Source organism: Mesorhizobium sp. WSM4850, assembly GCF_055811735.1.
This window is the reverse complement of sequence record NZ_JBVVPV010000068.1, coordinates 1-21,977: the sequence shown is the minus strand read 5'-3', so window position 1 is coordinate 21,977 and position 21,977 is coordinate 1. Positions and strand designations below refer to the sequence as shown.

Sequence of the window (21,977 nt, the reverse complement as noted above, 5' to 3'; positions counted from 1 at the left end):
TAGATGCCTGTCAGGTTGATATGTTCCCAACTCAGCGGCGAGATATGCTTCAACAGCGTATCTGGAATGTTTCGCCCTGGCCTGCCGGCCATCTCCCCCTCAAGGAGGGAGATTGGCAGCTTCGCCGCTGCGCCCATCTCTGCAACATATGCCGGTGCTGCCGAGCAGGCTGATGGAATCGACCTCAGCCGCGATCAGCCGGCTGACCAGTTTCCGTAGCGCGTCAACGTCGACTCGGCCGGAACGATCGGCGGGGGTGATCGGAAAAGCAGACAGGCCGTTCGCGAAAAATCATGGTTCAATTCCTCGATCGGTGGGGGCGAAACCCGGCCAGTAGTGGCCGTCAGGCGTCGGCCGCTTGCCAAAGATGGCCTGACCGACGCGCACGACAGTGGCGCCTTCCTCGATGGCTTCCTCGAAGTCTCCGGTCATACCCATGGAGAGCCCGGTGAGCGCGGCGTTGTGCTTCACGGCTTTGTCCCGCAGTCGGCGCAGCAGAATGAAGCAAGGCCGCACCTTGGCCATGTCGGAGGAAAACAGCGCAAGTGTCATCAACCCGCAGGGCCGGAGACGGGGAACCTGATCGAGGGCCTCCACGAAGGGCAGCAGTGCGTTCGGATGGAGGCCGAACTTGCTGCCCTCGCCAGACGTGTTGACCTGCACATAGACGTCGAGGAAGCGATCTTCGCGCTCCAGCCTCGTGTTCAGAAGGTCGGCGAGCCGCAGGCTGTCGAGCGCATGAAACTCACGCGCGAAGCGGGTCAGATATTTGGCCTTGTTGGTCTGCAGATGTCCGACGATGCTCCAGTCGATGGCGAGATCGTGAAGCGCCTCGCACTTTGTCATTGCCTCCTGGATCTTGTTCTCGCCGAAGGTGCTGATGCCGACGTCGAAGGCATATCGCAGGATATGGGCCGGCACCGTCTTGGTGATCGGCAGCAACCGCACGGAGGCACGGTCGCGCCCGGCCCGTGCGCAAGCAAGCGTGATGCGCTCTTCAACCGACGCCAGATTGGTGCGGAAGCTGGTAAGGGGATCAGGCCCGAAGCGTTCGACGTCCTCGGGCGAAAGCGGCGGATTGTTCGTGCCCATTGTGATCTGCCCCTGTCGTAGACAAGCTCGTTGGCCTTGAGCCACGTGTAGCCGACGCCACTAAGAAACACGAGGCTCTTGTCGGGCGCTGCATAGATGGTCCGATCCGCCGCCGTAGCGACGGCAGACAATGTGCAGACGGTGGCGAAAGCAAGAATTGCAACTGATGATGTGCAGCGATTCATGGGGCGGCCTCCTTGCCCCCCAGGGATCGGATAGCCCGTTTGTGATTTTCCGTTAAACGTCGGCGGCTCTCAGCGCCTGTACCCGGGGAGTTGTTTGTCGCGTCGACCAGTCCTGGGCATTGATGCAAAGACGTTGAACTCCGATGCGATGTCGAGGACGGCTTTGGTCGTTGCCCTTTGTCTGGTGCGCACCGCGCTCGTTGCCCGTTCTACATGGGTAGCGGTGGGCTGCCTTGAGCTGGATCAGTTTTAGGGCGAACGGCCTGGTTGAATTCCGGCTCGCGACCCCGTTGCGGGGCCAATTGCAGTGGCGTCGGCAAACGAGCCACCCCCCGGCCCTGCCGGTCATGCGTTCGCCGACCCCAATTCCCGAAGCTCGTCGAGCATGGCGACGTCGAGCCGGTTGGGGCAATCTGCCATGCGCCCCTGCTCCTCGGGGTGTTGCCTGCGCCGTTGCGGGCCAGAGGCCGCGATAGCACCGGCGCAATTAACCAGCGGTGTTGCGTCACCCAACTCTTGTACCACGCCTTGTGACCCGGTCCGGATTGCACCAGACGGAGTTTCCAATGCGTTTTTCGACTCGGCTCACCCTCGTATCGTAAGCTTCTGTGTCCTTGCACGTTCGGGCACCGCCTCAGCAACGCGCTTTGTGTCCCGCGTCCAATCGTCGACGACAGTGAGGATGGGAACGGTCGGAGACGAAGTCGAGCAATCACCACTGCTTAAGACTCGGCGGCACCAGCATCGGCACGGCCGCGGGCGGTCAGCTTCTCGCGATAGAACCGAAGAGCTCTTGTGGCAATCTCGTCGCCCGTTCCCACACATTTGCGACGGAGGCGGCGAAAGCCGAGATTTGTCTAACGCGAACATGCCCGCTCTCTACGACAACAGCCAAGCATTGCGAGCAGCGCGGAGCCGTGACGAACGACCTTCCAGTCGGCTTATCTCTCCTCGGAAGTGTCGGCAATGTGGCCGCCGGCCTGCCGCCGCCACAGGCGGGCATAAAGGCCGTCGCTTTTGAGTAGCTCCGAGGGGGAGCCCTCCTCGACGATGCGCCCTTTGTCGAGCACGACAATCCTGTCCATGCTGGCAATCGTCGACAGGCGGTGGGCAATCGCGATCACCGTCTTGCCCTCCATGAGAAGCTCGAGTTTTCCTTGGACCGCCGCCTCGGCTTCACTGTCCAGGGCGGAAGTCGCCTCGTCCAGAAGGAGGATTGGCGCGTCCTTAAGCAGCACCCGAGCGATGGCGACCCGCTGACGCTGGCCGCCGGAAAGCTTCACCCCGCGGTCACCGACGAAAGCATCGTAGCCGGTGCGGTTTTCGCTGTCCTTGAGATCGGCCACGAAACCGTCCGCATCGGCCAGCATTGCGGCGCGTTCGACCTCCTCCGGCGAGGCATCCGGCCGGCCGTAACGGATATTGTCCCCGACAGAGCGATGGAGCAACGAGACATCCTGGGTCACGACCCCGATATTCTGACGCAGGCTTGCCTGCGTCACCGAACGGATATCCTGGCCGTCGACGACGATTGCGCCATCGTTTACGTCGAAGAACCGCAGAAGCAGGCTGACAAGCGTCGACTTGCCAGCCCCCGACATGCCGACGAGCCCGACCTTCTCGCCGGCGCGGACCCTGAGCGATAGATTCTCGATTACCCCTTTTCCTTGCCGGTATTCGAACCGGATATCTCTGAACTCGACCGCGCCGGCGACAACGGCCAGCGGCCTGGCTCCGGAGACATCGGTTACCGTTGAAGGCGTGGTGATGACCGGCATCGCGTCGCGTATCGTGCCCACAGCCTGGAATATCTGCTGTCCTAGCTGGAGAAAGGCCAGGGAGTTGGCGTTGAGCCGCTGAACGAGTGCGATTGAAGCAACAAATTGGCCGGTGGTGACAAAACCGGCCACGAGTCCCCAGAGCCCGACGGCGATGTTGGTCAGCGAAAGAAGTACGTTCAGCAGGACGACGCTGGTGTCGCTTGTTAAGTGGATGCGCCGTTCAAGCTGTTGCGTCTCAATGGCATCTCCCATGATGGTGCGCATTGCGTCCGCCTCGCTGTCTTCGGCCGCAAACAGCTTGACCACGTGGATGTTGCTGTAGAGGTCGGTCATGGCGCCGACGACGAGGCTGCGCGCGCGGGCAGAGTGGCGGGACCGCACGGCAAAATATGGCACTGCCACAACCGCGACTGTGACGTTCGCCACGATCCAAAAAAAGACCGGAAGCGCCAGCGGCCAGGACAGCGTGGCAAGCAGCGAAAGCGAACCGAGAAACTGCACGAGAAAATACGGTATGCTGGAAGACGCTACGACGATCTGCTGCTGCACGGCGGCGGCGAGTTGCGAAATGCGCGACGCCACCTGGCCGGCGAAGAGATCGTGGAAGAATGCAAGGTCCTGACGTTCGACCGCCTTGTAGCCATGCCATTGCATAGCCGCGGGCATGCATACGGACACTGCCTGGGAACCCAATGTCTTGGCGATGAACATCAGCAGCGGTTGCACGGGGAACATCAGCAGGCCGAGGAACGTGAGCATAGGCCAAGCTTCCTCAAGGAAAACCGCCGCACCGTTCGTGCTCACCCCGTCCACAATGATATACATGCCCCAGATCACCGCGAGGTTGATTCCCTCGACCGCCATCATGAAGACGGCGATGGCCGCCAGCACGCCACGGAACATGCGTGCGAAATGCAGAAGCAGCGCAAACGGACCTGTTGCCGGCAAAGGCGCGTAGGGGATATCCAGCGGGCGGATAAGCGTCTCAAAGGGGCGATAGATGAAATGCGAAGGCGACATGGCGGGTCAAACCGGCTGATCAGAAGAATGGGTGGGCGCATCGGAGGAGTGCGAGAGCGCGCGCCCCCTTAACTGCCAAGCGCACGTTCCTCGTCTACACACAATGCGTTCCCGGCGCGCTTCGAGCGGACCACGCAGGCTGAGGGGCGCACTTGAATGAACATGCGTGCTGTGGCCACGTTCGAGAGCTGCATAGGGTGGCCTTGGTAGTGCTGGTGGACGGCTTGGCTGAAGGAGGCGCGATCTATGAGGAGGCGCCGCGGCTGGCTATAGCGGTCCAGCTCCCCAGGTGTGGCTGGGTTCATCGTCCTGTTCTGGCCGTCTCATTGCGGGCATCGAGCACGCTCCTGGTTGATTTCTCGGTCCTCCACGACGCCCTGCCGACGTCTCACTTACGAGATCAGCGCAATTTGCGTGCCGGATTCGCGCTCCGTTTCGTTCCACCGCTTGCTCGCCAGCCGGTGCCTGGCTGTAACGGCCAGCGGGTGGGGCTCCGACATTCTTGTTCAGTTTCGGACACGCTCGGGAAGACCGAATGGAACCTCGAGCATGTAATCGTCGCACCCGAGCCGAATTTCATCCTCACCGGCTCCCGACCAGGGCGCTTGCTGAAAAGAGCGCTTGCCGCGCCAGCCATGGGTTCGCGGTAACCGCCGCAACCTTTTTCTGATATCGACCTGCGGGTTCGCGGAAGAAGCCGATCCCGCGCGTCGCGCGATCGAGCGACTGCCGATCATCTGCGGGGAAGGGACATTCCCTCACGACCTGATCTTTGCATCGGACATTTCGGTCGAACGATTGCAGGAGCTACTCCATGACGGCGTTTAGAAGCCGGGGTCGCTAGGCTGTCGCTGAAGATCGACCACGTTGCGAAAGAGCGGCAGTTTCGCCAGATCGAACTCGTCGAAGGTCGGGCCGTCGTGCTTGCTCACCGCGCAACGCACCGGTCCGATATTCTCCTCCAGCACGAAGATGCCGGTCGCCTCGCCAGGGAGTTCAGCACCACTGCACTGATGCGATGCAGTTAATGCGATTGCAGTTAAAATGAAGAATCCGAGCTACGCCATTCTCGCAATAAACTGCCAAACCTGACTCAACGACTGCGTTCTCACTATTAACTGCCAAGCGACACTTCGTGGATTTCGCGCCGGAAGGCTTCCGAGCCGAGATAGCGGTGAGAAAAATGGTCTTGATTGCATTGCCGAGTTGGGCCAGCGCCCTGTAGCTTGGGCGCTGCACGCTCGCCCGCGCAAAGCGGCGCAGGATCGATTCCGCATCGGCCGTGCGGTGCTGCAGGCCGCCGCATATTTGATCAACTCGTCATACTGCTGCTCGATGAGGTTCCAGTCGATCGCCCGTGTCAAGATCGGCAGAAGGCTCGCGCGCCATTTCGGTGTCGGGCACCCCGCACTTCATCGGCAAGAGAACGGGCGACGGTTCCGGCCACGGTCGCCAACCATCTGGTGGCGCACCGCGACGGTCCCGCTCTTATGCCAGGGCGAACTGGGGAGCACATGCGCCCCCTGCCATGACGCACGCATCCAGAAGGAAGAGGTGAGAGGTTACGCGAACGGGTGTGATGGAGTGGGAGGCGCATCGCGTTCGACCATCCGTGGAATCGGCAGCCTTGATTAAGGTCTGCGGCGTCTGACCAAGGCCATCCATGGCGGAGTGCTCTCGCTGAGGTTAAAGGCAGCCTCTTCGGCTTCGTACCGGGTCAGCCCGGTGAGCGGCCGACCGTATCTCTCGGCGGGAAGCCCTGTCAGGCAATCGATCACAGACCACAGCCCTGGTTCCGACGGCAGAATCTTGTAGCGCCTCATCGAGCCCTCGCTTGCTAGAAGCACAGAGAACTCCCGCTCTACCGCAAGGTTCCGCAGTGCAGCATCAAAATGTTGCGACGCACTATGAGGGATGCAGTTCATATGACGGGCGGGGTCCTTTTGGCGCGCTGCCCGGCTGCCGGGTGCTGGTCGCCGGCCCCGCCGGCCTTGATAGGGCAGCTCTGGGGCTTCGACGTGTCACGCAGCTCGGCGTTCCGGCTCGAGCGGCACGGCCAGCTCGTGTATGCGCGCATCGGGGCAAACCCGCCGGGCGATATCGCAAAGATGCTGGTGATGCGTCAGATAGATCTGACTGACCCCTTGTTTTTGCTCCACCTTTCTTAAGCCCGCTGCAGTTGTCGGGCCGGCTCTGGTCCTGCCGGCTGAGGCCGTGAATGCGCCTCAGACGCCACCGCCATGAAAGCCTGAAGTGCCGCGGAGAGATACTCGTCGCTCCGCGTCACAAAAACAGTCGGCGCCGACCGCAGATTGTCAGGTAGCTGGTGTATGATGACCTGTCCGTCGGCTGCCGCATCCTGAACGACCCCCCGAGGTAGCATGGCCATCCCTACCCCGGCGGCGACGCAGCCGATAATCCCGTCCATTGTTCCGAGTTCCATCCAGCGGACATGCGTTACCCCACACGCCGCCAGGAACATGTCCATGCGCCGGCGATAGGAACAGCCCGATCGAAAAGCGAGGACCTTCAGAGCCGGCGATGCGGCCAAGGCCTTCAGATCCGAAAGCTCGCGAAACCGCGGCGAGGAGATCACAACGAGCTCCTCTTCGACGATCGATAGGCTCTTCAGTTCGGGATGAGCGATGGGGCCGGAGACGAACGCGCCATCCAGTTTGCGTCCGACGACCTCGCTGACGAGCTGTTCCGTCGGGGCAGCCTCCACCAGTACGTCGACCTCTGGATATTCTGCAGCATAGCGGATCAGGATCGGTGGAAGGCGAAGCGCTGCAGTGGTCTCCATGGAGCCGATCCTGAGTAAACCGCACGGCGTACCGCGGTCTGTGACGACGCGCTTGGCTTCGTCCAGAAGCTCTCCGACGCGCTCGGCATAGGGAACGAGCTGAATGCCGGTGGCTGTCAGTGTAACCCCTCGCCTGGAGCGATGAAAAAGCGGAGCACCGATTTCCTCCTCAAGCGATTTTATTCTCGCGGTGACGTTGGATTGCACCGTGTTGAGCACACCGGCAGCCCCTCCGATACTGTTTGCTCTCACCACCGCCTGGAAAAACCTGAGGTCGGCGCTGTTCATCGGCCATCTCCTTTTCAGATGAAAAACATCTGATCTAATCGTTTGTCTTAAGTCAAGTGTCGCAATAGCGTCAAAGAAAAATTTCCGGGAACTTCCTCAAGCTGGGAGAAGTATTGATGACGATACGAACGCGTCTGACAGAATTTTTCGAAATCGAGCATCCCATCATCCTTGCCCCGATGACCCCGGCCGCGGGTGGCGCGCTTGCGTCCGCCGTCGCCGACGCCGGCGGTCTGGGCCTGTTGGGTGGGGGATATGCTGATCGTCAATGGTACGAAACAGAGTCGTCGCTGATTACCAATGAACGCGTTGGCTGCGGGTTCATCGCCTGGGCAGTCGAAGCCGACCTTGATCTGTTTGACCGCGCACTTGCGGAGCGTCCGTCCGCGATGATGCTTTCGTTTTCGGATCCGGCGAAGCTCGCGGCACGGGTCAAGCAGGCGGGTGTTCCGCTGATTTGCATGATCCACACACTCGAACATGCCCGGCGCGCAATCGACGTTGGCGCCGACGTTCTTATTGTTCAGGGGACCGAGGCCGGCGGCCATGGCCTGGTCGCGCGGTCAACCATGCCCTTCGTTCCCGCAGTCGTGGATCTGGTGGCAAAGATTTCGCCTTCTGTCATTGTCGTGGCGGCAGGCGGCATTGCCGACGGTAGGGGCCTGGCCGCTTCGCTGATGCTCGGAGCAGACGGGGTCCTGATGGGAACCAGGTTCTGGGCTACGCCCGAGTCGCTCATCCATCCGGCAGCCAAGGACAAGGTAGTCGCGGCCTCTGGCGACGAGACAATCCGGACTTCCGTCTACGATATCGTCCGTCAGAAGGCCTGGCCCGCTGGCTATACCGGCCGACTGCTCAAAAACGGCTTCATCGACAAGTGGCGCGGGCGGGAAGAAGAGCTGCGCACGCTGCATTCCGAAGAATTGTCGAAGGTCGAGGCGGCATGGGCCTCCGGCGACTATGACACGGCCAACGTGACTGTCGGTGAGGCGGTGGGCCTCATCAACGATCTGCCGTCGGCGAAGGACATCGTTCGCCGAACGGTGCGCGAGGCAGGCGAAAGACTTGGGGTCTACGCATTCGATCAGCGCATCGCGAGCTGACTTACCACGGCCCTGAAGAGAGGGCCGACTGCTTTCAAAACATAAAAGGGGAACTGCAGCATGCAACAGCTACAGGAAAGGGGCGACTCCGTCCGCAAACCAGGTATCTGGACCGTCGTCCTTGCATCAAGCGCCGGCACGGTCATCGAATGGTACGACTTCTATCTTTACGGAAGTCTGGCGATTTTCTTCTCAACGCTCTTCTACCCTGCCAATGAACCGACGGCAGCTGTTCTGATCAGCGTCGCAACCTTTGCCACAGGCTTCCTCGTGCGCCCATTGGGAGCCCTGCTGTTCGGCAGCATCGGCGACCGCGTCGGACGCAAGAGCACGTTCTTGATGACGCTCCTTCTGATGGGCATTGCGACCGCGCTCGTCGGCGTCTTGCCAACCTTTGAGACCGCGGGATATTTCGCACCGATCGCTCTTGTGGTCCTTCGGCTGATCCAGGGATTGGCGATAGGCGGCGAATACGGCGGCGCCGCCGTTTACGTTGCAGAACACGCACCGGCGAACCGGCGCGGGTTCTTCACGAGCTTTATCCAGACAACGGCAAGCGTCGGCTTTTTTCTGGCGATTGTCGTCGTGCTTACGTGTCGGCTGTCGCTCGGCGAAGAACTCTTCAAGCAATGGGGTTGGAGAATTCCGTTCCTGCTATCATCGGTTTTGATCGTGCTGTCCCTTTATCTGCGCCTCAAGCTGAGCGAATCCCCGGTCTTCGAGGAGCTTCGCAAAGGCGGGAAGACCGCAAAGAGCCCAATCCGTGAGAGTTTCGCCACCGGTGATGGCGTGCGTTATGCAGCCTTTGCACTGTTCGGGGCGACCGCCGGCCTGGGGTGCGTTTGGTATACAGGCCAGTTCTACGCACTGTATTTCTTGCAAAGCGTGCTGAAGCTTGACTTCCTGACAGCGAACATTTGCCTTGCTGCTGCTTTGGTGATCGGAACGCCCCTCATCGTTTTCTTCGGCGCCTTGTCCGACCGGATCGGCCGTCGCAAGTTGATTGTCACCGGTTTCATTCTGGCAGCCGTGTTCTATGTTCCAATCTATCAGGGCATCGCCGCCGCCGTCGCTGCCCAGAACTTCGTTTTGGTAACAGCGCTGATCGTCGCCCAACTCGTTTTCGTCGGATTGGTCTATGGCCCTATGGCAGCTTTCCTCGTCGAGCTCTTCCCGGCGAAATTGCGCTACACCTCGCTCTCGCTGCCCTATCACATCGGAACAGGCGTGTTTGGCGGCTTTGTTCCCCTCATCAACCTGTCGCTGGTTGCCTACACGGGCAACATCTATGCGGGCCTGGCCTATCCCATTGCGATCGCGATCATGAGCGCAGTCGTAAATGTTCTCTGGTTCCCCTGCGCGCTGGCTGGGGAGCCCGAGGCTGCCCCAACCGGCCTACCTGCGAGGACAATCTGAATCTTCACCGGGACGCCGAGTGCGCGTCCCCGCCCTCTTCCTATTTCCGAGGACGACCCATGCCGCTGATAAAAATTAACCTTCTGAAGGGCCGATCGCCTGGGGAGCAGGACAAGATCCTCGACTGCATCCATGAGGCGGTGGTCAGGGCTTTCCATATACCGCCAGCCGATCGCTATCAGATCCTGATCCAACACGAGAGATCGCATGTGCGCGCGGAGGATACCGGCCTTGGTCTTTTTCGCAGCGACAGGCTGATCATTTATCGAGGTGGTCTCGCGAGCGCGGTCAACTGACGACAAACAGGCCTTCTATCGTTTCGTTGCAACAGGGCTTTTGGATGTGTGTGCGATCGACCCTGCAGATGTTGTGGTCAGTATCGTAGAAAATGGTGACGCGGATTGGTCCTTCGGCCTTGGTCGAGCTCAATTCATAACCGGCGAACTTCGCGGAAATTAGGCATCGCGGCGGTGAGACACGTCAATGTCTAATGCCAGTCCGATACGGCCGCGCCATCAGCTTTGACCGGCCGCGCAAATTCAAACAACAAGGAGAGAGCAGCTATGAAACAGCTACACCGAACCGTTGCAGCGTCACTGGGAATGCTGATGACAACTTTTTTAGTTTCGGCGCAAGCCAAGGAGGCCACCATCAAGTTCCAAGTCGAAGGCCAGACAATCGTAGGCACGATGGTCACGCCGGATGATGTCGCGAATCCTCCCGTCATCCTGATGCTTCACGGTTTCACCGGCAGCCGCAACGAATGGAGTTCGGAGGCGGTGAAGGAAGGCCTGTTCGGGCGTGCCGCGCCGGTGCTCGCAAAGAATGGCATCGCTTCGCTTCGGATCGATTTTCGCGCAGCGGCGCGAGCGACGGCAAATTCGAAGACATGACCGTCGAAACCGAGATAACGGACGCACAAGCGGCGCTCGACTTCCTATCGACGAATGACAGCGTCGACGGCGAACGTATTTCGTTGATGGGAATGAGCCTGGGCGGTGCGGTCACGACAGCAGTTGCCGGCCGGACGAAAACGCCTTTAAAGTCTGTCGTGCTCTGGAACCCCGGCATCAATCTTCCGGCAGCGTTCATCTCCATTTTTGGCGAGAAGCAGATGGCGGAAGCTGTGACAGCGGGCGATAAAGTCTATCCGGCCAAGCGCGTCGGAGATGGGAAGGAAATTCCCTTGAAAGGCCGCTTCTTCGAGAGCCTATACGCGGTGCAGCCTGCCGGCGAAATCTCGCGCTACAAGGGGCCGCTGTTCCTCGCGGTCGGCACGCGCGACAGCATCGTCTTTCCCCAACCCGTTCTCGCCAAGTCGTTGCTGGCTTATCACGACGGTCCGGAAGAACTGTGGGCTGAACCCGTTGATCATGGTTTCGGCGTTGAACAGAGTGCCAAGACCGTGGACAAGCTGATCTTAGCGACGGTCGCCTTTCTAAAGTCCAATGGCGAATAATTTGCGCGTCGAACGGCGCTCGCTCGGCCGCCAATGCCGCCGGAATTGGCGGCGTCTTAGCGAAAGCGGTAACGCTCGCCTGTCAGTTATCCTTCATGCAGGATGCCTGCCCGCGTGAACCTGCCCGGTTCCCGAGTACATCCGCCCCGTGACGACCGGAAGAAAAATTCGAGCTGATCGTAGGCCGCTCGCTGGCTGAAGACGGCGCGGCTATGATCGCGAACTGCAACGGCGTACTCTCGACCAAGAAGCACCCAATCAGGATATTACCTTTCGTACCGGCAGTTGGGAAGAAGTCCCGTCGCACGCGGAAATGATCGCAGGCGAGTGAGCATGTCCTCGACTGGTTCCATATCCCCATGCGCAATGGAAGCCGCTTCCTTCCGCGGCTAACCCGCTCCTGCCCCGTAACTGCGCGCAGGATTGCTGGCCGGCGTCGCCATCGTCGAGCGCGCCGGGCCTGCGATGCTCGAGATGCTTCACGCCCGTACGAGGGGAGCATGAGGATTTGTGGGGCGGTCAAGCCGCGCGGACCATTTCGCCGTTCTCGTGAGTGTCGTTCGCCATGCCGGGATACCATTTGCAGGAAGGTCGACCGCAGGGAGCCATCGAGGGTCTGCGTGCGGGTTTTCAGCAGAAGATGTGCGCGAGGCTGTGTTGCAAAGTCTTCGGTAACCAGGCGCATGGCACGGCCTCTGGTAGTTTCGCCGAAGAGTTCAGATGTTCAAGGGCCGCCATTTCGACCAGTCCGTCATTCTGCTTTGCGTTCGCTGGTATCTGGCCTACGGCTTGAGCCTTCGCGATTTGAAGGAAATGATGGCCGAGCGCGGCATCAGTATCGATAGGCGCCGGTTATGGCCATGGTGCAGCGACCGACCGACGTCACGACCGGCGCTCCGGCCGGTGACGCGCGTGCCGCGGTCGTGACCGGTCTCTCAGCGCGAGCAAGCGACGCGTCATTAAAGCGCAGATCGAGTCGAGAGCTCATTTGATAAGCGACGAGTGGAAAGCATTCATGGCCATTGGTGAGAAGCTTTGCCAAGCAGGAGACCGTGAAGCATTCCAGTGGTGAGTATGTTCGCGATGCCGTCCACGTCAATTCGGTAGAGGGCTTCAACTCCCGCGTCCGCCGTACCATCGCCGGCGTCTTTCATCATATCAGCCAGCAGCATGCCGACCTTTCCACGAGGTTGGCTTCCGATGGTCACAGCGCGTGGTATCCGGGAGCGCCGTTCGGAACACCCGGCATGGTCTAGAAGTCTTGAGGACCATCTGGTCGCGCGTGCCGCCGGCGCTGCAGCTACTGAGCGTTTTTCGCGTCGCCACGGGGCGTCAGATGCGCCGAAGCCTGGGTGGAGGAATCATCATCAAATCAACCGTAGCTGCCTTTGGTTGATAAATGCCTCGTACGATTTTGAGCAGTTCTTGTTCCGACCCATCATGCGAAGATCGTGTGACTCTCCAAGTTTTGGCAAAACGAGAGGCATCCCACAGATGGGGCACTCGGCTGCTGCGGGTCACCTTCGACGACAGTCACACTTACTGATCTCGATTTGATTGTTGAACCTCGGTCTTAAGAGCAGCAGTGCTGACCTCGAAATGAGTTTGGCCGCATGGCACGCGCAAGCGGAGCACCCTGGCCAGCCATTGTGCTCCAATCCGTGCTGTTTGCTCTCACAACCGCCTGGAAAAACCGGAGGTCGGCGCTGTTCATCAGCCATCTCCTTTTCAGATGAAAAACATCTGATCTAATCGTTTGTCTTAAGTCAAGTGTCGCAATAGCGTCAAAGAAAGATTTCCCGGAACATTGAAGGAAAGCCAAGCCATGCGCCAAGCAGCGCCCCGCTTTGCACTCGACCACATGGCGACGTCCGGACTCGACGTCAGGGCACTTTTCGCTTTTGCCCGTGACCAGGGCCTGACCGATGTCCAGATCCGCAGCCAACAGCGCAGCAATGCTATTGCACGCGGCATGCCGGCGGCGGACGTCCGGTCTGCCGCCGCCGAAGCAGGCGTTGGGATTATTTCCATCAATGCCTTGCAGCGCTTCAATGAGTGGACACCCGCCCGCAAGGCCGAAGCGAGCAAGCTCGCCGATTATGCGGCGGCCTGCGGCGCCAAGACGCTCATGCTGGTGCCGGTCAACGATGGCTCGTGGCCCGCCAATGGCGAGCGCCGGGGCGATCTCCGCTTTGCCTTGAAGGCGCTCAAGCCGATCCTCCAGTCGCGCGGCCTGATCGGTCTCATCGAGCCGCTCGGCTTCCAGACTTGCTCGCTTCGATCGAAGAACGAAGCGGCTAAGGCCATTGCCGCCATTGATGGCCAGTCCGTCTTCCGCCTCGTGCACGACACGTTTCATCACACGCTCGCCGGGGAGCCGTTCTTCTCCTGCGACCTGACCGGTCTCGTGCACATTTCAAGCGTGAACGATCCAATCCACTGGATTTACCCGGATCGCGTCCTAGCAGGTTCCGACAATGGCAGTCAGATCCAGGCGCTGCTTGATGGCGGTTATGAGGGCCCCTTCTCTTTCGCACCGTTTGTCGACGCAGCCCACGCGCTGGACGACGTCGCAGGCGCACTTGCCGCGAGTATCGATCTCGTCCGACAAGGGCTATTGACGCGAATGGCGGCGTGAGACGCGGGAGTAAATTAGGGGTGCCTGAGACGGGCTTTTGGCGTCCCGCGGAGAAGTCATTCGAGACGCCTCCTGTAACACTATCTCTCGCATCCAGATGCTTGCCGCATCACTGTTGTGAAAGGCGGGCCATTGGAGGGCCTCGGTAAATGCGGGAAGCGGCAGCGGAAGTTCGATGATCCGCAGCGGGAAGGTTTTCTTGAAATGCTCAATCAGCCGGAAGGGCATGGTCGCTATACGAGCTGTGCCTGAGACCATCGGCGGGATCATCCTAAACGCCTGCACGATAACCTCGACACGTCTCTTGAGGCCATGCTCAAGAAAAACCGCTCCTCGATGGAGGGCTTCAGCTCGGACCCTGAGTAGTGCGATTAATGAACGTCACTTCGCTGGTCGAACGGGTGAACCGCTTCTATCGAGTCGTCGCCCGTGGCGCTTCCATTCCCTATGCTGCCTTCATTTCGCGGTCCTCGCCAAACTGTTCAGACAAATCAAGCCAGCTCTCCCGAGGACAGACGCCGGCAAGCTGTGCGTGGACTTAGCGAAACAGCCGTCCGCAATTTAGCCCTGTCCAGAGTTTGCGAAACACGCAAAAAAGATGAAAGTGCGATGTTCAGGCGCATCGGTGCGACTGCACAGATTAAGTCATTTGAAGTTATGCCAAGGGGAAAGCGGTATTGGGCAACGGCTCAGGCGCTGGCGAACCTTGAATGTTGCGCATGCATTGGAGCGCCGGCCGATTCGAGCACGATCAACGATCGCTGTGGCAAGCTCACGTCAATGTCCCCGAATTGCATTTCCCTACCACCAGACTACCCCGCTCAGGAGCGCGACGCCGGCAGCACTCCCATCTCCTTGAGCAACCGGCCAGCGCCGTCAATCTTGTCCATGATCCAGAGCATGAAGCGACTGTCGACATGGATGCTGCGATTGCGGTCTGCGGCATATGCCCAATCCGAGATCACTCCATCAAGCGTGCCATCGAAGGCGAGGCCGACGAACTCGCCGCGCCCATTCAGCGTGGCCGAGCCGCTATTGCCGTTGGTGATGTCGGCGGTGGACAGGAAGTCGACTGGAAGCGTGCCCAGCGCCGGCGCGACATAGGGGCCATAATCCTTGGCTCGGATCGCTGCGATGGCCGCATCTGGAGCATCGAACTCACCCTTGCCCGTTTCTTTGGCCAGAAGTCCCTCCGCCGTGGTAAAGGGCATCCAGATCTGCCCGTCGCGTGTTCGCCCCGCCACCTTGCCCCAAGTGGTGCGCAGCGAGCCATTCGCGTCGGGATACATCGGCCGGCCGATTGCCTGCCGATAGGCACGCTGGCCGTGCATGTAGATGGCGCGAGCCGCCTGGCTGCGTCCAGCGCGGTCCTTCGCAGCGTGCTCCGCAGCTAAGTCGCCGGGGTAAAGAGCGAGCGCCAGCTTAATGAAAGGGTCCTCCGACGCCTCGAAGGCAGCAGCGGGCTTGTCAAGCCAGCCGAGCCGCATTGCCGTGTCTGCGAGTTTGGTGTCTGCATAAAGTCGGTCAAGGCCAATTTGACCCAAAGCGCTTTCGAAAGCAGTATCGCGATCCTTTGCGTCCAGCCGGCGATATTCGTCGAGTGCGGCCTCGAAAAGCTTTCGATCGATGTCTGGCAAATAGCGGCGTTCGATCTGCGTCAGCTGATCCGAGATTTCTTTACGGTCACGATCCTGAAAGCCGCTTTCACGGTCTTCATCGGGCTTCTCGTGCTCCTTTGTCCAGCGATAGAGAGTGCGTGCCGATGACAGTAGTTGCGCGCGATTGAGCAACGCCTGGCGCAGCCTCGCCAGCGAAGCCCGGCTATTCTCGCCCACCATCGCGTCCAGTTCGCGGATTGCGGCGTCAAAGCGCGTCTGCCGCACGGGATACTCAGCGACCCAGGCGCGAAAAGCTTCCTCCTCGGTAGCCTTGCGCGCGTCGAGGCCGATCGCGTCGGCGCCGGCTAGATCGCCCGCCAGCTTCTTCTTGTAGTTTTCCACGCCTTGTAGGATGGAGGCGTAGCGGATCTGCGCTTCGCGATTGCCTGCCGTGGCTTGGTTGATCTGAGCGGCATAATCCGAGAGCAAACGCTGGGACAGTGGTTCGTAGTCGGTGAAGTTGAACCGGACTTCATCGGCGGTGAGGAACCGCTGGGTTGCGCCGGGAAAGCCGGCGACCATCACGAAATCGCCTTCTTGGACGCCTTCACGGGCTATGGGCAGCCAACTCTTTGGCCGGTAAGGCACATTGTCACGCGCATAGGGCCGGGAGGAACCATCAGGAGCGACATAGGCGCGATAGAAGCCGAAATCGCCTGTGTGGCGCGGCCACATCCAATTGTCCGTTTCGCCGCCGAAGTTACTGATGCCGGGCGCGGGCGCGTAGACGAGGCGCACGTCCTCAATTTCGAGCTTCTGCTGGAGATGGTAGGAGGCGCCGCCATAATAGGGCATCACGTCGCAGCGGCGATTGGGCTGTTCTTCACACGCGGCGATCAGCGCCTTGCGGTTCGCTTCGAGCCGCTCATAGCGGGCAAAGCCGTTCAGCTTGTCCGAGACGCCCTTGAGCATGTCAGCGGTCACATCCCGCATATCCTCGATCACATAGATGCGGCTGCCGGGCGCCGCAGGCAATTCTTCACCCAGGCTCTTCGCCAGAAACCCGTTGGTGAGATAGTCTTGGCTCTCCTTGCTGTTGTACTGGATGGATTCCAGCACGCAGTGATGGTTGGTGGCGACCAGTCCTTGCGGACTGACGAATGAGGCGGAGCATCCGCCCAGTGAAACGATCGCGTTAAGCGGAGCAGCGTCCAGACGGCTCAGCTGCGCGGGATCGATCTGGAGCCCATCCGCGCGCATGGCCGCGCCGACTTCTGCACTCTGGGCCGGCATCCACATGCCTTCGTTCGCCGATGCAGCAGTGGCCGTCCACAGCAAGGCGATGGCACTTACCCAAGCAACCCTATCACATTCGCAGTTCATACTGGTGTCTCTCCCACTCTATCTACTGTCTCCGCCGACTGGATCGATGAGCTATCGGGCTGGCCGGCGACGCCAGCGCCTGCGCGGCTGCCACTGGGTGAAGACTAAGGGGACGGTCAACGCAAACATCTGAATGACGCTTCCCTCACATCGTATCGGTTCCGTGCAACGTTTGCGGATTATCCGTTGCACTAATCGTGCCAAATGATAAAGCTTTCATCGACCCAAATGGTAAGCTGCCTTCCATGTCCGACCTCCGACATTTCGTCGTAGACCCGACACCCTCGTCCTCGCCAGCGACGAAGCCCGCTGCCGAACGGCCGTCGCTGGCCATTAAATTGTGAGAGTGCGTTTCTTCACCTAGCCGTATACGCCGAAGACCATGCGGTATCCTGGGCATATCCTCGCTGGTGTTCGCCGGTCGGGAAGTGGAGCGACCCATCTGCGAACATCTGAATTATTATCGCCGCTTGAGGCGCCGGGCGGTTCAGGAACTGCTCAGCTCCCGTTCCGCTGTGCCAATTATGCGACTTCGACCTGTAGCAGCTAAGTTAAAATGTCCGGATCTGGCAAAGTAGGAATGTCGCTCCTGCCTTGACAATCTGCCCGCATTCGAGAGCGCGGGAGATTGCAGATTGGGACTGGTTCTGATGAGCGAACGCGAGCTGCGGCGTATCGAGGTTTTGTCGAAGATTGTTGAGCGGCGAATGACGAGCGTTGCGGCGGCAAGTTTGCTCGGCGTTTCAGTTCGTCAGATCCAGCGGCTGTTGAAGACGTTCCAGGCGGATGGCGCTGGGGCTCTCCGGCACAAGGCGCGTGGCCGGCGTTCCAACAATCGCATTGTCGATGGTGTTCGCGACTTCGTGCTAGAGCTGATCCGCGAACACTACATCGACTTCGGTCCGACGCTTGCCCGCGAGAAGCTGATCGAACGGCATCAGCTGGCGGTCAGCAAGGAGACGCTGCCTTCGCCAACAAGGTTTTAGCACGCCTGATCTTCCTCGATGAGACGTCGACCAATACCAAGCTGACCAAAGACACCGGCTGGGTAGCGAAGGGCGAGCGCTTCAGGACGCATGCGCCGCCATTCGGCCAATGGCAGACGCAGACCTTCATCGCTGGGCTGCGATGCCACGGTCTTGTCGCACCGTTGATCATCAACGCGCCGATGAACGCCGCCATCTCCGAACGCTACGTCGAAACTCTCAAATCGCTCCCGACCTGATGCCCGGCGAGGTGCCGCTGTCAATCTCGAAACGAGATGACGGTCGCTGGGGTCGCAATCGAATGAGCTTGATCCGGGGCCCGCCCTTTTTGCGTGCGAATGTCTGGTCCAATGGTTATCAGGCAGGGAGCAGTTGTATCCATCATTTGGATGCATCGATCCAAACAATCTATTTGTTCAATTTATCACTCTTCGCAAAAAGCTTTCCGCGGTCCGAAGCGTGGCTGCGCCGATCCGCACCCAGGAGGCGCATGAGGTACTCACAGCGTCCTAGTTGCGGGCCCGAGTAATCTGGGCGCGTTCAACGCGGGGCCCGTGCGTTGATTGGTAGCTGCTGTGCGGCCGGGATTATCCAGCGTTCAGAATGGAGAAATGAATTTGCGATCACGTAAGAGACTGGCGGGACTGGCATTGTTGATTGTAGCGACTGCACCGCTATCTTCGAACGCCGCCTCCGCCGAGAGCATTTTGGAAGCCCTATCGGAGGCATACCAGAACAATTCTTCTCTAAATTCGTCCCGCGCCAAGGTCCGCGTTACCGATGAGAGCGTAGCCATCGCCAAGTCAGGGTGGCGCCCGACGATCGAGGGTTCCGCGAACGTCGGTCAGTCCAGCAGCCATGTTAACGGGAGCAATAAAAACGCGCGAAAGACGACCGGCGAATATGGCGTCAAGATTAAGCAGACGCTGTTCGACGGTTTTCAGACTAGGAACAACGTCGCCGCTGCCGAATCGCAGGTCAGAGCTTCGGTCGAAAGCATGCGCAACACCGAAGAGAACATCCTGTTCAAATCAGCCCAGGCGTATATGAACGTCGTTCGCGACCGGCAGGTAGCGGTGCTGACGCAGCAAAACGTGCGGTTCCTGACCGAGCAGGCGCGAGCTGCGCGTTCGCGCTTCGAGGTTGGCGAGGTTACGCGTACCGACGTCGCTCAAGCCGACGCTTCGCGCGCGTCTGCCGTGGCGGAATTGGCCGGCGCCCGTGAGCAGCTCCTAGTGAGTGCGGCGACCTATCGTCAGCTCGTCGGCCACGAGCCGGGGAGGCTCAGAGCCGCTTCGCCGCCATCGAAGCTGATGCCGCCGAGTCTCGATGCGGCAATCGTGACTGCATCAAGCGAGCACCCCGCCATCCTGGCCTCGCAGCATCTGGTCGACGCGGCAGCGTTTTCGGTGAAATCGGCCGAAGGTGCGCTGCTGCCTCAACTCTCCGCTTCCGCTGGCGTATCGAGCGCCTATCGCAACACCTCGCCTATAGCGAGCCAGCAGGACGGCACGACCAATTCGGCCAGCATCGGCGCGACATTGACCATACCGATGTATTCGGGTGGCCGCAGTTCGGCGCTTGTACGACGGAATAAGGAATCGCTTGGTCAGGCCCGGATCGAAACCGATGTCGGCCGCGATCTGGTGCGTCAGCAAGTGATTGCAGCATGGACCACGTACACCGCAGCCCGGCAAACTGTAGCCGCCAACAGGCAGGTGACTGCCGCTACGCAGCTTGCCTTGAGCGGCGTCATCGAGGAGCGCGATGTCGGCCGACGCACCACGCTCGACGTTCTCAACGCCCAGGCCGCAGTCATCTCCGGCAAGATCAATCAGGCCAAAGCCGAACACGACGTGGTGGTGGCGAGTTATGGCATCCTACAGGCGATCGGTCACCTTTCGGCCAAGCGTCTCAACCTGCAGGTGACAAAATACAGGCCGGACGACACTGTCAAGGACAAGTGGACCGGTCTACGCACGCCAGATTCGCGATAAACTGCCCGAGTTGAAGCTTCGCGTCGATGACAAGTGGATGCATTTTCGCCTCCCACCAGCATGGGAGTGCCTGCCTCTCATGTTTGATACGTCTCTCTCGGCATACGGGTTGCCGGCGAAACGGACCGGCCCGCGATCATATCGGGCGCGCCGTCGCGCAGGGCTTTGAAGACGGCTTATTGGACACCTCCCGGCCAGGGGCGGAGTCGTCCAAGAACCCAGCTGTGGCTATCGCCAAAAGCTAGCCCGCTACCGACAATACGGGCTAAGGTTTTAGCGAGATGGATGGCCGGTTGAAGAAAAAGAAGCTGGAGAAGCGAGCGCGCCGTGGTACGCCCATCGCACAGGTTGCCGCATTGCCTTATCGCCGCACTGCAGACGGAGACGATGAAATCTTGCTGCTAACGTCTCGGCAAACAGGCCGCTTCATCTTGCCCAAGGGGTGGCCGATGAAGGGTCGACAAGACTGCGAGGCTGCAGCTCAAGAGGCTGGTGAGGAAGCCGGAGTAGTGGGCACTTTCCATGAGCAATCCGTCGGCAGCTTCCATTATTGGAAGCGATTGAAGGACACATTTGTCCCGGTAACCGTTGAAGTATACCCGCTTCACGTGCAGCAGGAGCTGGATGAATGGAAAGAGCGGAAGTATCGAAGACGGGCCTGGCTTAAGCCCGATCAAGCAGCCCTCCTGGTCGACGAACCTGAGTTGGCTGCCCTACTGGAATCTATAGCGCCTGAACTGGCTTGTTTCTGAACGCTAGGATAAAACATGCTCAATTACCTGGCTCACCCGCGTCGCACTCAACGAGGCGCTCCGGCGAGCGCGAAAGCGTCGGCCTTCCGCTGAACTGGCGGAACTGAATGATGGAGGCTCGGTGATTCTGTCGCAAACGGAATGGCAGCCATATCTGGCGCGCGCTTGTTATGTTCAAAGGCTGTCATTTCGACCGATCAGTGATCTTGCTGTGCGTGCGCTGGTATCTGGCCTACAATCTCGGCCTGCGCGTCCGGAGGAGATGATGGCCGAACGCGGCCTGAACGTCGACCATTCGACTGTGCACCGCTGGGTCGTCCACTTCTCGCCCCAGCTTCTGGAGCGCTTCAACGGGCGCAAGCGCGCCGTCACCGGCAAGTGGCACATGGACGAGACATACATCAAGATACGCGGCCAACGGATGTATCTATCGTGCCGTCGACGGCGTCGGCGACACGGTCGAGTTCTTCTTCAGCGAACACCGCGACCTGCCGGCAGCCAAGCGCTTCTTCCGGAAGGCCCTGGAGCGCCACGGCAGACCGGATCGCATCGTCATCGACGGCGGCCCGACCAATCATGAGGCGATCATTTCCTGCGACGCCGAACACCGTCTGCGGAATCGACCGCGACGAGCGCTGAAGCCGATCCGCATCCGCAAGAGCAAGTACCTCGACAATCGGATCGAGCAGGACCATCGGCGCATCAAGCGCCGCACTCGGTCAATGCTCGGCTTCAAGTCGATGGCGAGTGCCGATGCCGTCCTTTCCGGCATCGAGATGGTTCACATGATGCGCAAACGGCAGGCGAGGTTCGCCTATAATCCACGTCCCTCGATCGCCGAGCAGTTCGAAATCCTTGCAGCATGATCATCGGCGCGAAAGCGTCCCGTTGTAACCAAAAGCACGATTTGCGACAGAACCCTTTACCGACACTGGCGGTGCGAGCGATCACGTCTTCGGGCTGTTCGCCCTGATCGGTAAGCGCTTCGCGCCGCGACTGCGCAACCTCAAGGATCGGAAGTTCCACACATTCGAGAAAAGCGATGCCTATCCGGCGCTGTCGAACCACATCGATCAACACCACCCTGATCCTCGACCATTGGGATGATCTGCTTCATCTAGCGGCGTCGATCGCCACTCGCGCAGTTGTGCCCTCGACGATCCTGAAAAAGCTATCGGCATCTCCGAAGGAAAGCCAACTCGCAAGGGCGCTGCGGGAACTGGGCAGGATCGAGCGATCCATATTCATGATTGAATGGTACTCAAGCCCGGCACGCTGCCAAGCCGGCCTCAACAAGGGCGAAGCAGCACACAAGCTCAAGCGCGCCTCGTCGTCAGCGCGATCGTACACTGGAACACGGTCTATCTCGACCGCGCGGGCCACACAGTTGAAACGAGGGGGGCGAAACATTCCAGATACGCTGTTGAAGCATATCTCGCCGCTGAGTTGGGAACATATCAACCTGACAGGCATCTA

General features: G+C 59.9%; 14 protein-coding genes and 10 pseudogenes. 15 read left to right on the top strand and 9 right to left on the bottom strand.

Annotation, left to right across the window (positions count from 1 at the left end):
- The 6 genes and pseudogenes from AC0L2Z_RS32920 to AC0L2Z_RS32895 form a co-directional block, all read right to left on the bottom strand.
- Positions 1 to 77 (bottom strand): annotated as a pseudogene (locus AC0L2Z_RS32920) (Tn3 family transposase); the annotation flags it as partial.
- Positions 78 to 147: 70 nt separating this feature from the next.
- A pseudogene (locus AC0L2Z_RS32915) lies at positions 148 to 276 on the bottom strand (dihydrodipicolinate synthase family protein); the annotation flags it as partial.
- A gap of 15 nt (positions 277 to 291) precedes the next feature.
- Positions 292 to 1,092 carry a YggS family pyridoxal phosphate-dependent enzyme gene (locus tag AC0L2Z_RS32910; RefSeq protein ID WP_473482624.1) on the bottom strand — a complete coding sequence of 267 codons (801 nt, stop codon included), beginning with the start codon at positions 1,090 to 1,092 and terminating at the stop codon, positions 292 to 294.
- Between the two features lie 1,126 nt (positions 1,093 to 2,218).
- Positions 2,219 to 4,078, bottom strand: coding sequence for an ABC transporter ATP-binding protein (locus tag AC0L2Z_RS32905; RefSeq protein WP_473630360.1), 1,860 nt, complete (start codon positions 4,076 to 4,078; stop codon positions 2,219 to 2,221).
- 878 nt (positions 4,079 to 4,956) lie between these two features.
- A pseudogene (locus tag AC0L2Z_RS32900) lies at positions 4,957 to 5,079 on the bottom strand (phenazine biosynthesis protein PhzF); the annotation flags it as partial.
- A gap of 134 nt (positions 5,080 to 5,213) precedes the next feature.
- Positions 5,214 to 5,454, bottom strand: a pseudogene (locus tag AC0L2Z_RS32895) (Tn3 family transposase); the annotation flags it as partial.
- Positions 5,455 to 6,003: 549 nt separating this feature from the next.
- On the opposite strand from AC0L2Z_RS32895, the gene AC0L2Z_RS32890 reads away from it, so the two are divergent.
- Positions 6,004 to 6,246, top strand: a complete 243-nt coding sequence (locus AC0L2Z_RS32890; protein ID WP_473630359.1) for a hypothetical protein — start codon at positions 6,004 to 6,006, stop codon at positions 6,244 to 6,246.
- Here the strand turns inward: AC0L2Z_RS32890 and AC0L2Z_RS32885 are convergent.
- Complete coding sequence (locus tag AC0L2Z_RS32885; protein WP_473498190.1) at positions 6,243 to 7,169, bottom strand: LysR family transcriptional regulator; 927 nt, start codon at positions 7,167 to 7,169, stop codon at positions 6,243 to 6,245. The two genes, AC0L2Z_RS32890 and AC0L2Z_RS32885, sit on opposite strands and share 4 nt — an antisense overlap.
- Before the next feature lie 116 nt (positions 7,170 to 7,285).
- Between AC0L2Z_RS32885 and AC0L2Z_RS32880 the strand changes: the two genes are divergently transcribed.
- The 9 genes and pseudogenes from AC0L2Z_RS32880 to AC0L2Z_RS32840 all read left to right on the top strand — a co-directional run bounded on the left by AC0L2Z_RS32880 (position 7,286) and on the right by AC0L2Z_RS32840 (position 13,785).
- Positions 7,286 to 8,272, top strand: a complete 987-nt coding sequence (locus AC0L2Z_RS32880; RefSeq protein ID WP_473630358.1) for an NAD(P)H-dependent flavin oxidoreductase — start codon at positions 7,286 to 7,288, stop codon at positions 8,270 to 8,272.
- Between the two features lie 60 nt (positions 8,273 to 8,332).
- On the top strand, positions 8,333 to 9,688 hold the full coding sequence (locus AC0L2Z_RS32875; protein WP_473630357.1) for an MFS transporter: 1,356 nt from the start codon (positions 8,333 to 8,335) through the stop codon (positions 9,686 to 9,688).
- A gap of 59 nt (positions 9,689 to 9,747) precedes the next feature.
- Complete coding sequence (locus AC0L2Z_RS32870) at positions 9,748 to 9,984, top strand: tautomerase family protein (protein ID WP_473630356.1); 237 nt, start codon at positions 9,748 to 9,750, stop codon at positions 9,982 to 9,984.
- The gene (locus AC0L2Z_RS32865) at positions 9,959 to 10,147 is read left to right on the top strand and encodes a tautomerase family protein (RefSeq protein ID WP_473482634.1); all 189 of its coding nucleotides are present in this window, start codon (positions 9,959 to 9,961) and stop codon (positions 10,145 to 10,147) included. The genes AC0L2Z_RS32870 and AC0L2Z_RS32865 overlap by 26 nt, the downstream gene beginning before the upstream one ends.
- Before the next feature lie 149 nt (positions 10,148 to 10,296).
- Positions 10,297 to 10,581 carry an alpha/beta hydrolase family protein gene (locus AC0L2Z_RS32860; RefSeq protein WP_473630355.1) on the top strand — a complete coding sequence of 95 codons (285 nt, stop codon included), beginning with the start codon at positions 10,297 to 10,299 and terminating at the stop codon, positions 10,579 to 10,581.
- Entirely contained in the window at positions 10,578 to 11,147 is a 570-nt protein-coding gene (locus tag AC0L2Z_RS32855; protein WP_473630354.1) for an alpha/beta hydrolase family protein, read from the top strand. The genes AC0L2Z_RS32860 and AC0L2Z_RS32855 overlap by 4 nt, the downstream gene beginning before the upstream one ends.
- A gap of 720 nt (positions 11,148 to 11,867) precedes the next feature.
- Positions 11,868 to 12,011 (top strand): annotated as a pseudogene (locus AC0L2Z_RS32850) (IS6 family transposase); the annotation flags it as partial.
- A pseudogene (locus AC0L2Z_RS32845) lies at positions 11,996 to 12,543 on the top strand (transposase); the annotation flags it as partial. The pseudogenes AC0L2Z_RS32850 and AC0L2Z_RS32845, both read left to right, overlap by 16 nt.
- A 429-nt stretch (positions 12,544 to 12,972) precedes the next feature.
- Positions 12,973 to 13,785, top strand: coding sequence for a TIM barrel protein (locus AC0L2Z_RS32840; protein ID WP_473525437.1), 813 nt, complete (start codon positions 12,973 to 12,975; stop codon positions 13,783 to 13,785).
- On the opposite strand, the pseudogene AC0L2Z_RS32835 reads toward AC0L2Z_RS32840, so the two are convergent.
- Together AC0L2Z_RS32835 and AC0L2Z_RS32830 are read right to left on the bottom strand one after the other, a co-directional pair.
- Positions 13,762 to 14,144 (bottom strand): annotated as a pseudogene (locus AC0L2Z_RS32835) (type 2 periplasmic-binding domain-containing protein); the annotation flags it as partial. The gene AC0L2Z_RS32840 and the pseudogene AC0L2Z_RS32835 sit on opposite strands and share 24 nt — an antisense overlap.
- Before the next feature lie 462 nt (positions 14,145 to 14,606).
- Positions 14,607 to 16,682, bottom strand: a complete 2,076-nt coding sequence (locus AC0L2Z_RS32830) for a S46 family peptidase (protein WP_473630353.1) — start codon at positions 16,680 to 16,682, stop codon at positions 14,607 to 14,609.
- Between the two features lie 719 nt (positions 16,683 to 17,401).
- Between AC0L2Z_RS32830 and AC0L2Z_RS32825 the strand changes: the two are divergent.
- The 5 genes and pseudogenes from AC0L2Z_RS32825 to AC0L2Z_RS32805 form a co-directional block, all read left to right on the top strand.
- Positions 17,402 to 17,737: pseudogene (locus AC0L2Z_RS32825) on the top strand (helix-turn-helix domain-containing protein); the annotation flags it as partial.
- Between the two features lie 626 nt (positions 17,738 to 18,363).
- Entirely contained in the window at positions 18,364 to 19,749 is a 1,386-nt protein-coding gene (locus AC0L2Z_RS32820) for a TolC family outer membrane protein (RefSeq protein WP_473482640.1), read from the top strand.
- 293 nt (positions 19,750 to 20,042) lie between these two features.
- Positions 20,043 to 20,501, top strand: a complete 459-nt coding sequence (locus AC0L2Z_RS32815) for an NUDIX hydrolase (protein WP_353682560.1) — start codon at positions 20,043 to 20,045, stop codon at positions 20,499 to 20,501.
- A gap of 170 nt (positions 20,502 to 20,671) precedes the next feature.
- Positions 20,672 to 21,367, top strand: a pseudogene (locus AC0L2Z_RS32810) (IS6 family transposase).
- Positions 21,368 to 21,461: 94 nt separating this feature from the next.
- Positions 21,462 to 21,977, top strand: a pseudogene (locus AC0L2Z_RS32805) (Tn3 family transposase); the annotation flags it as partial.

What these genes read in the sequence shown, in the direction of transcription:
- AC0L2Z_RS32890 (WP_473630359.1), top strand. Translation starts at nt 6,004, where the DNA reads ATGACGGGCGGGGTCCTTTTGGCGCGCTGCCCGGCTGCCGGGTGCTGG.
- AC0L2Z_RS32905 (WP_473630360.1), bottom strand. Translation starts at nt 4,078, where the DNA reads ATGTCGCCTTCGCATTTCATCTATCGCCCCTTTGAGACGCTTATCCGC.
- AC0L2Z_RS32875 (WP_473630357.1), top strand. Translation starts at nt 8,333, where the DNA reads ATGCAACAGCTACAGGAAAGGGGCGACTCCGTCCGCAAACCAGGTATC.
- AC0L2Z_RS32830 (WP_473630353.1), bottom strand. Translation starts at nt 16,682, where the DNA reads ATGTGGATGCCGGCCCAGAGTGCAGAAGTCGGCGCGGCCATGCGCGCG.
- AC0L2Z_RS32910 (WP_473482624.1), bottom strand. Translation starts at nt 1,092, where the DNA reads ATGGGCACGAACAATCCGCCGCTTTCGCCCGAGGACGTCGAACGCTTC.
- AC0L2Z_RS32870 (WP_473630356.1), top strand. Translation starts at nt 9,748, where the DNA reads ATGCCGCTGATAAAAATTAACCTTCTGAAGGGCCGATCGCCTGGGGAG.
- AC0L2Z_RS32885 (WP_473498190.1), bottom strand. Translation starts at nt 7,169, where the DNA reads ATGAACAGCGCCGACCTCAGGTTTTTCCAGGCGGTGGTGAGAGCAAAC.
- AC0L2Z_RS32860 (WP_473630355.1), top strand. Translation starts at nt 10,297, where the DNA reads ATGACAACTTTTTTAGTTTCGGCGCAAGCCAAGGAGGCCACCATCAAG.
- AC0L2Z_RS32855 (WP_473630354.1), top strand. Translation starts at nt 10,578, where the DNA reads ATGACCGTCGAAACCGAGATAACGGACGCACAAGCGGCGCTCGACTTC.
- AC0L2Z_RS32880 (WP_473630358.1), top strand. Translation starts at nt 7,286, where the DNA reads ATGACGATACGAACGCGTCTGACAGAATTTTTCGAAATCGAGCATCCC.
- AC0L2Z_RS32820 (WP_473482640.1), top strand. Translation starts at nt 18,364, where the DNA reads ATGAATTTGCGATCACGTAAGAGACTGGCGGGACTGGCATTGTTGATT.
- AC0L2Z_RS32840 (WP_473525437.1), top strand. Translation starts at nt 12,973, where the DNA reads ATGCGCCAAGCAGCGCCCCGCTTTGCACTCGACCACATGGCGACGTCC.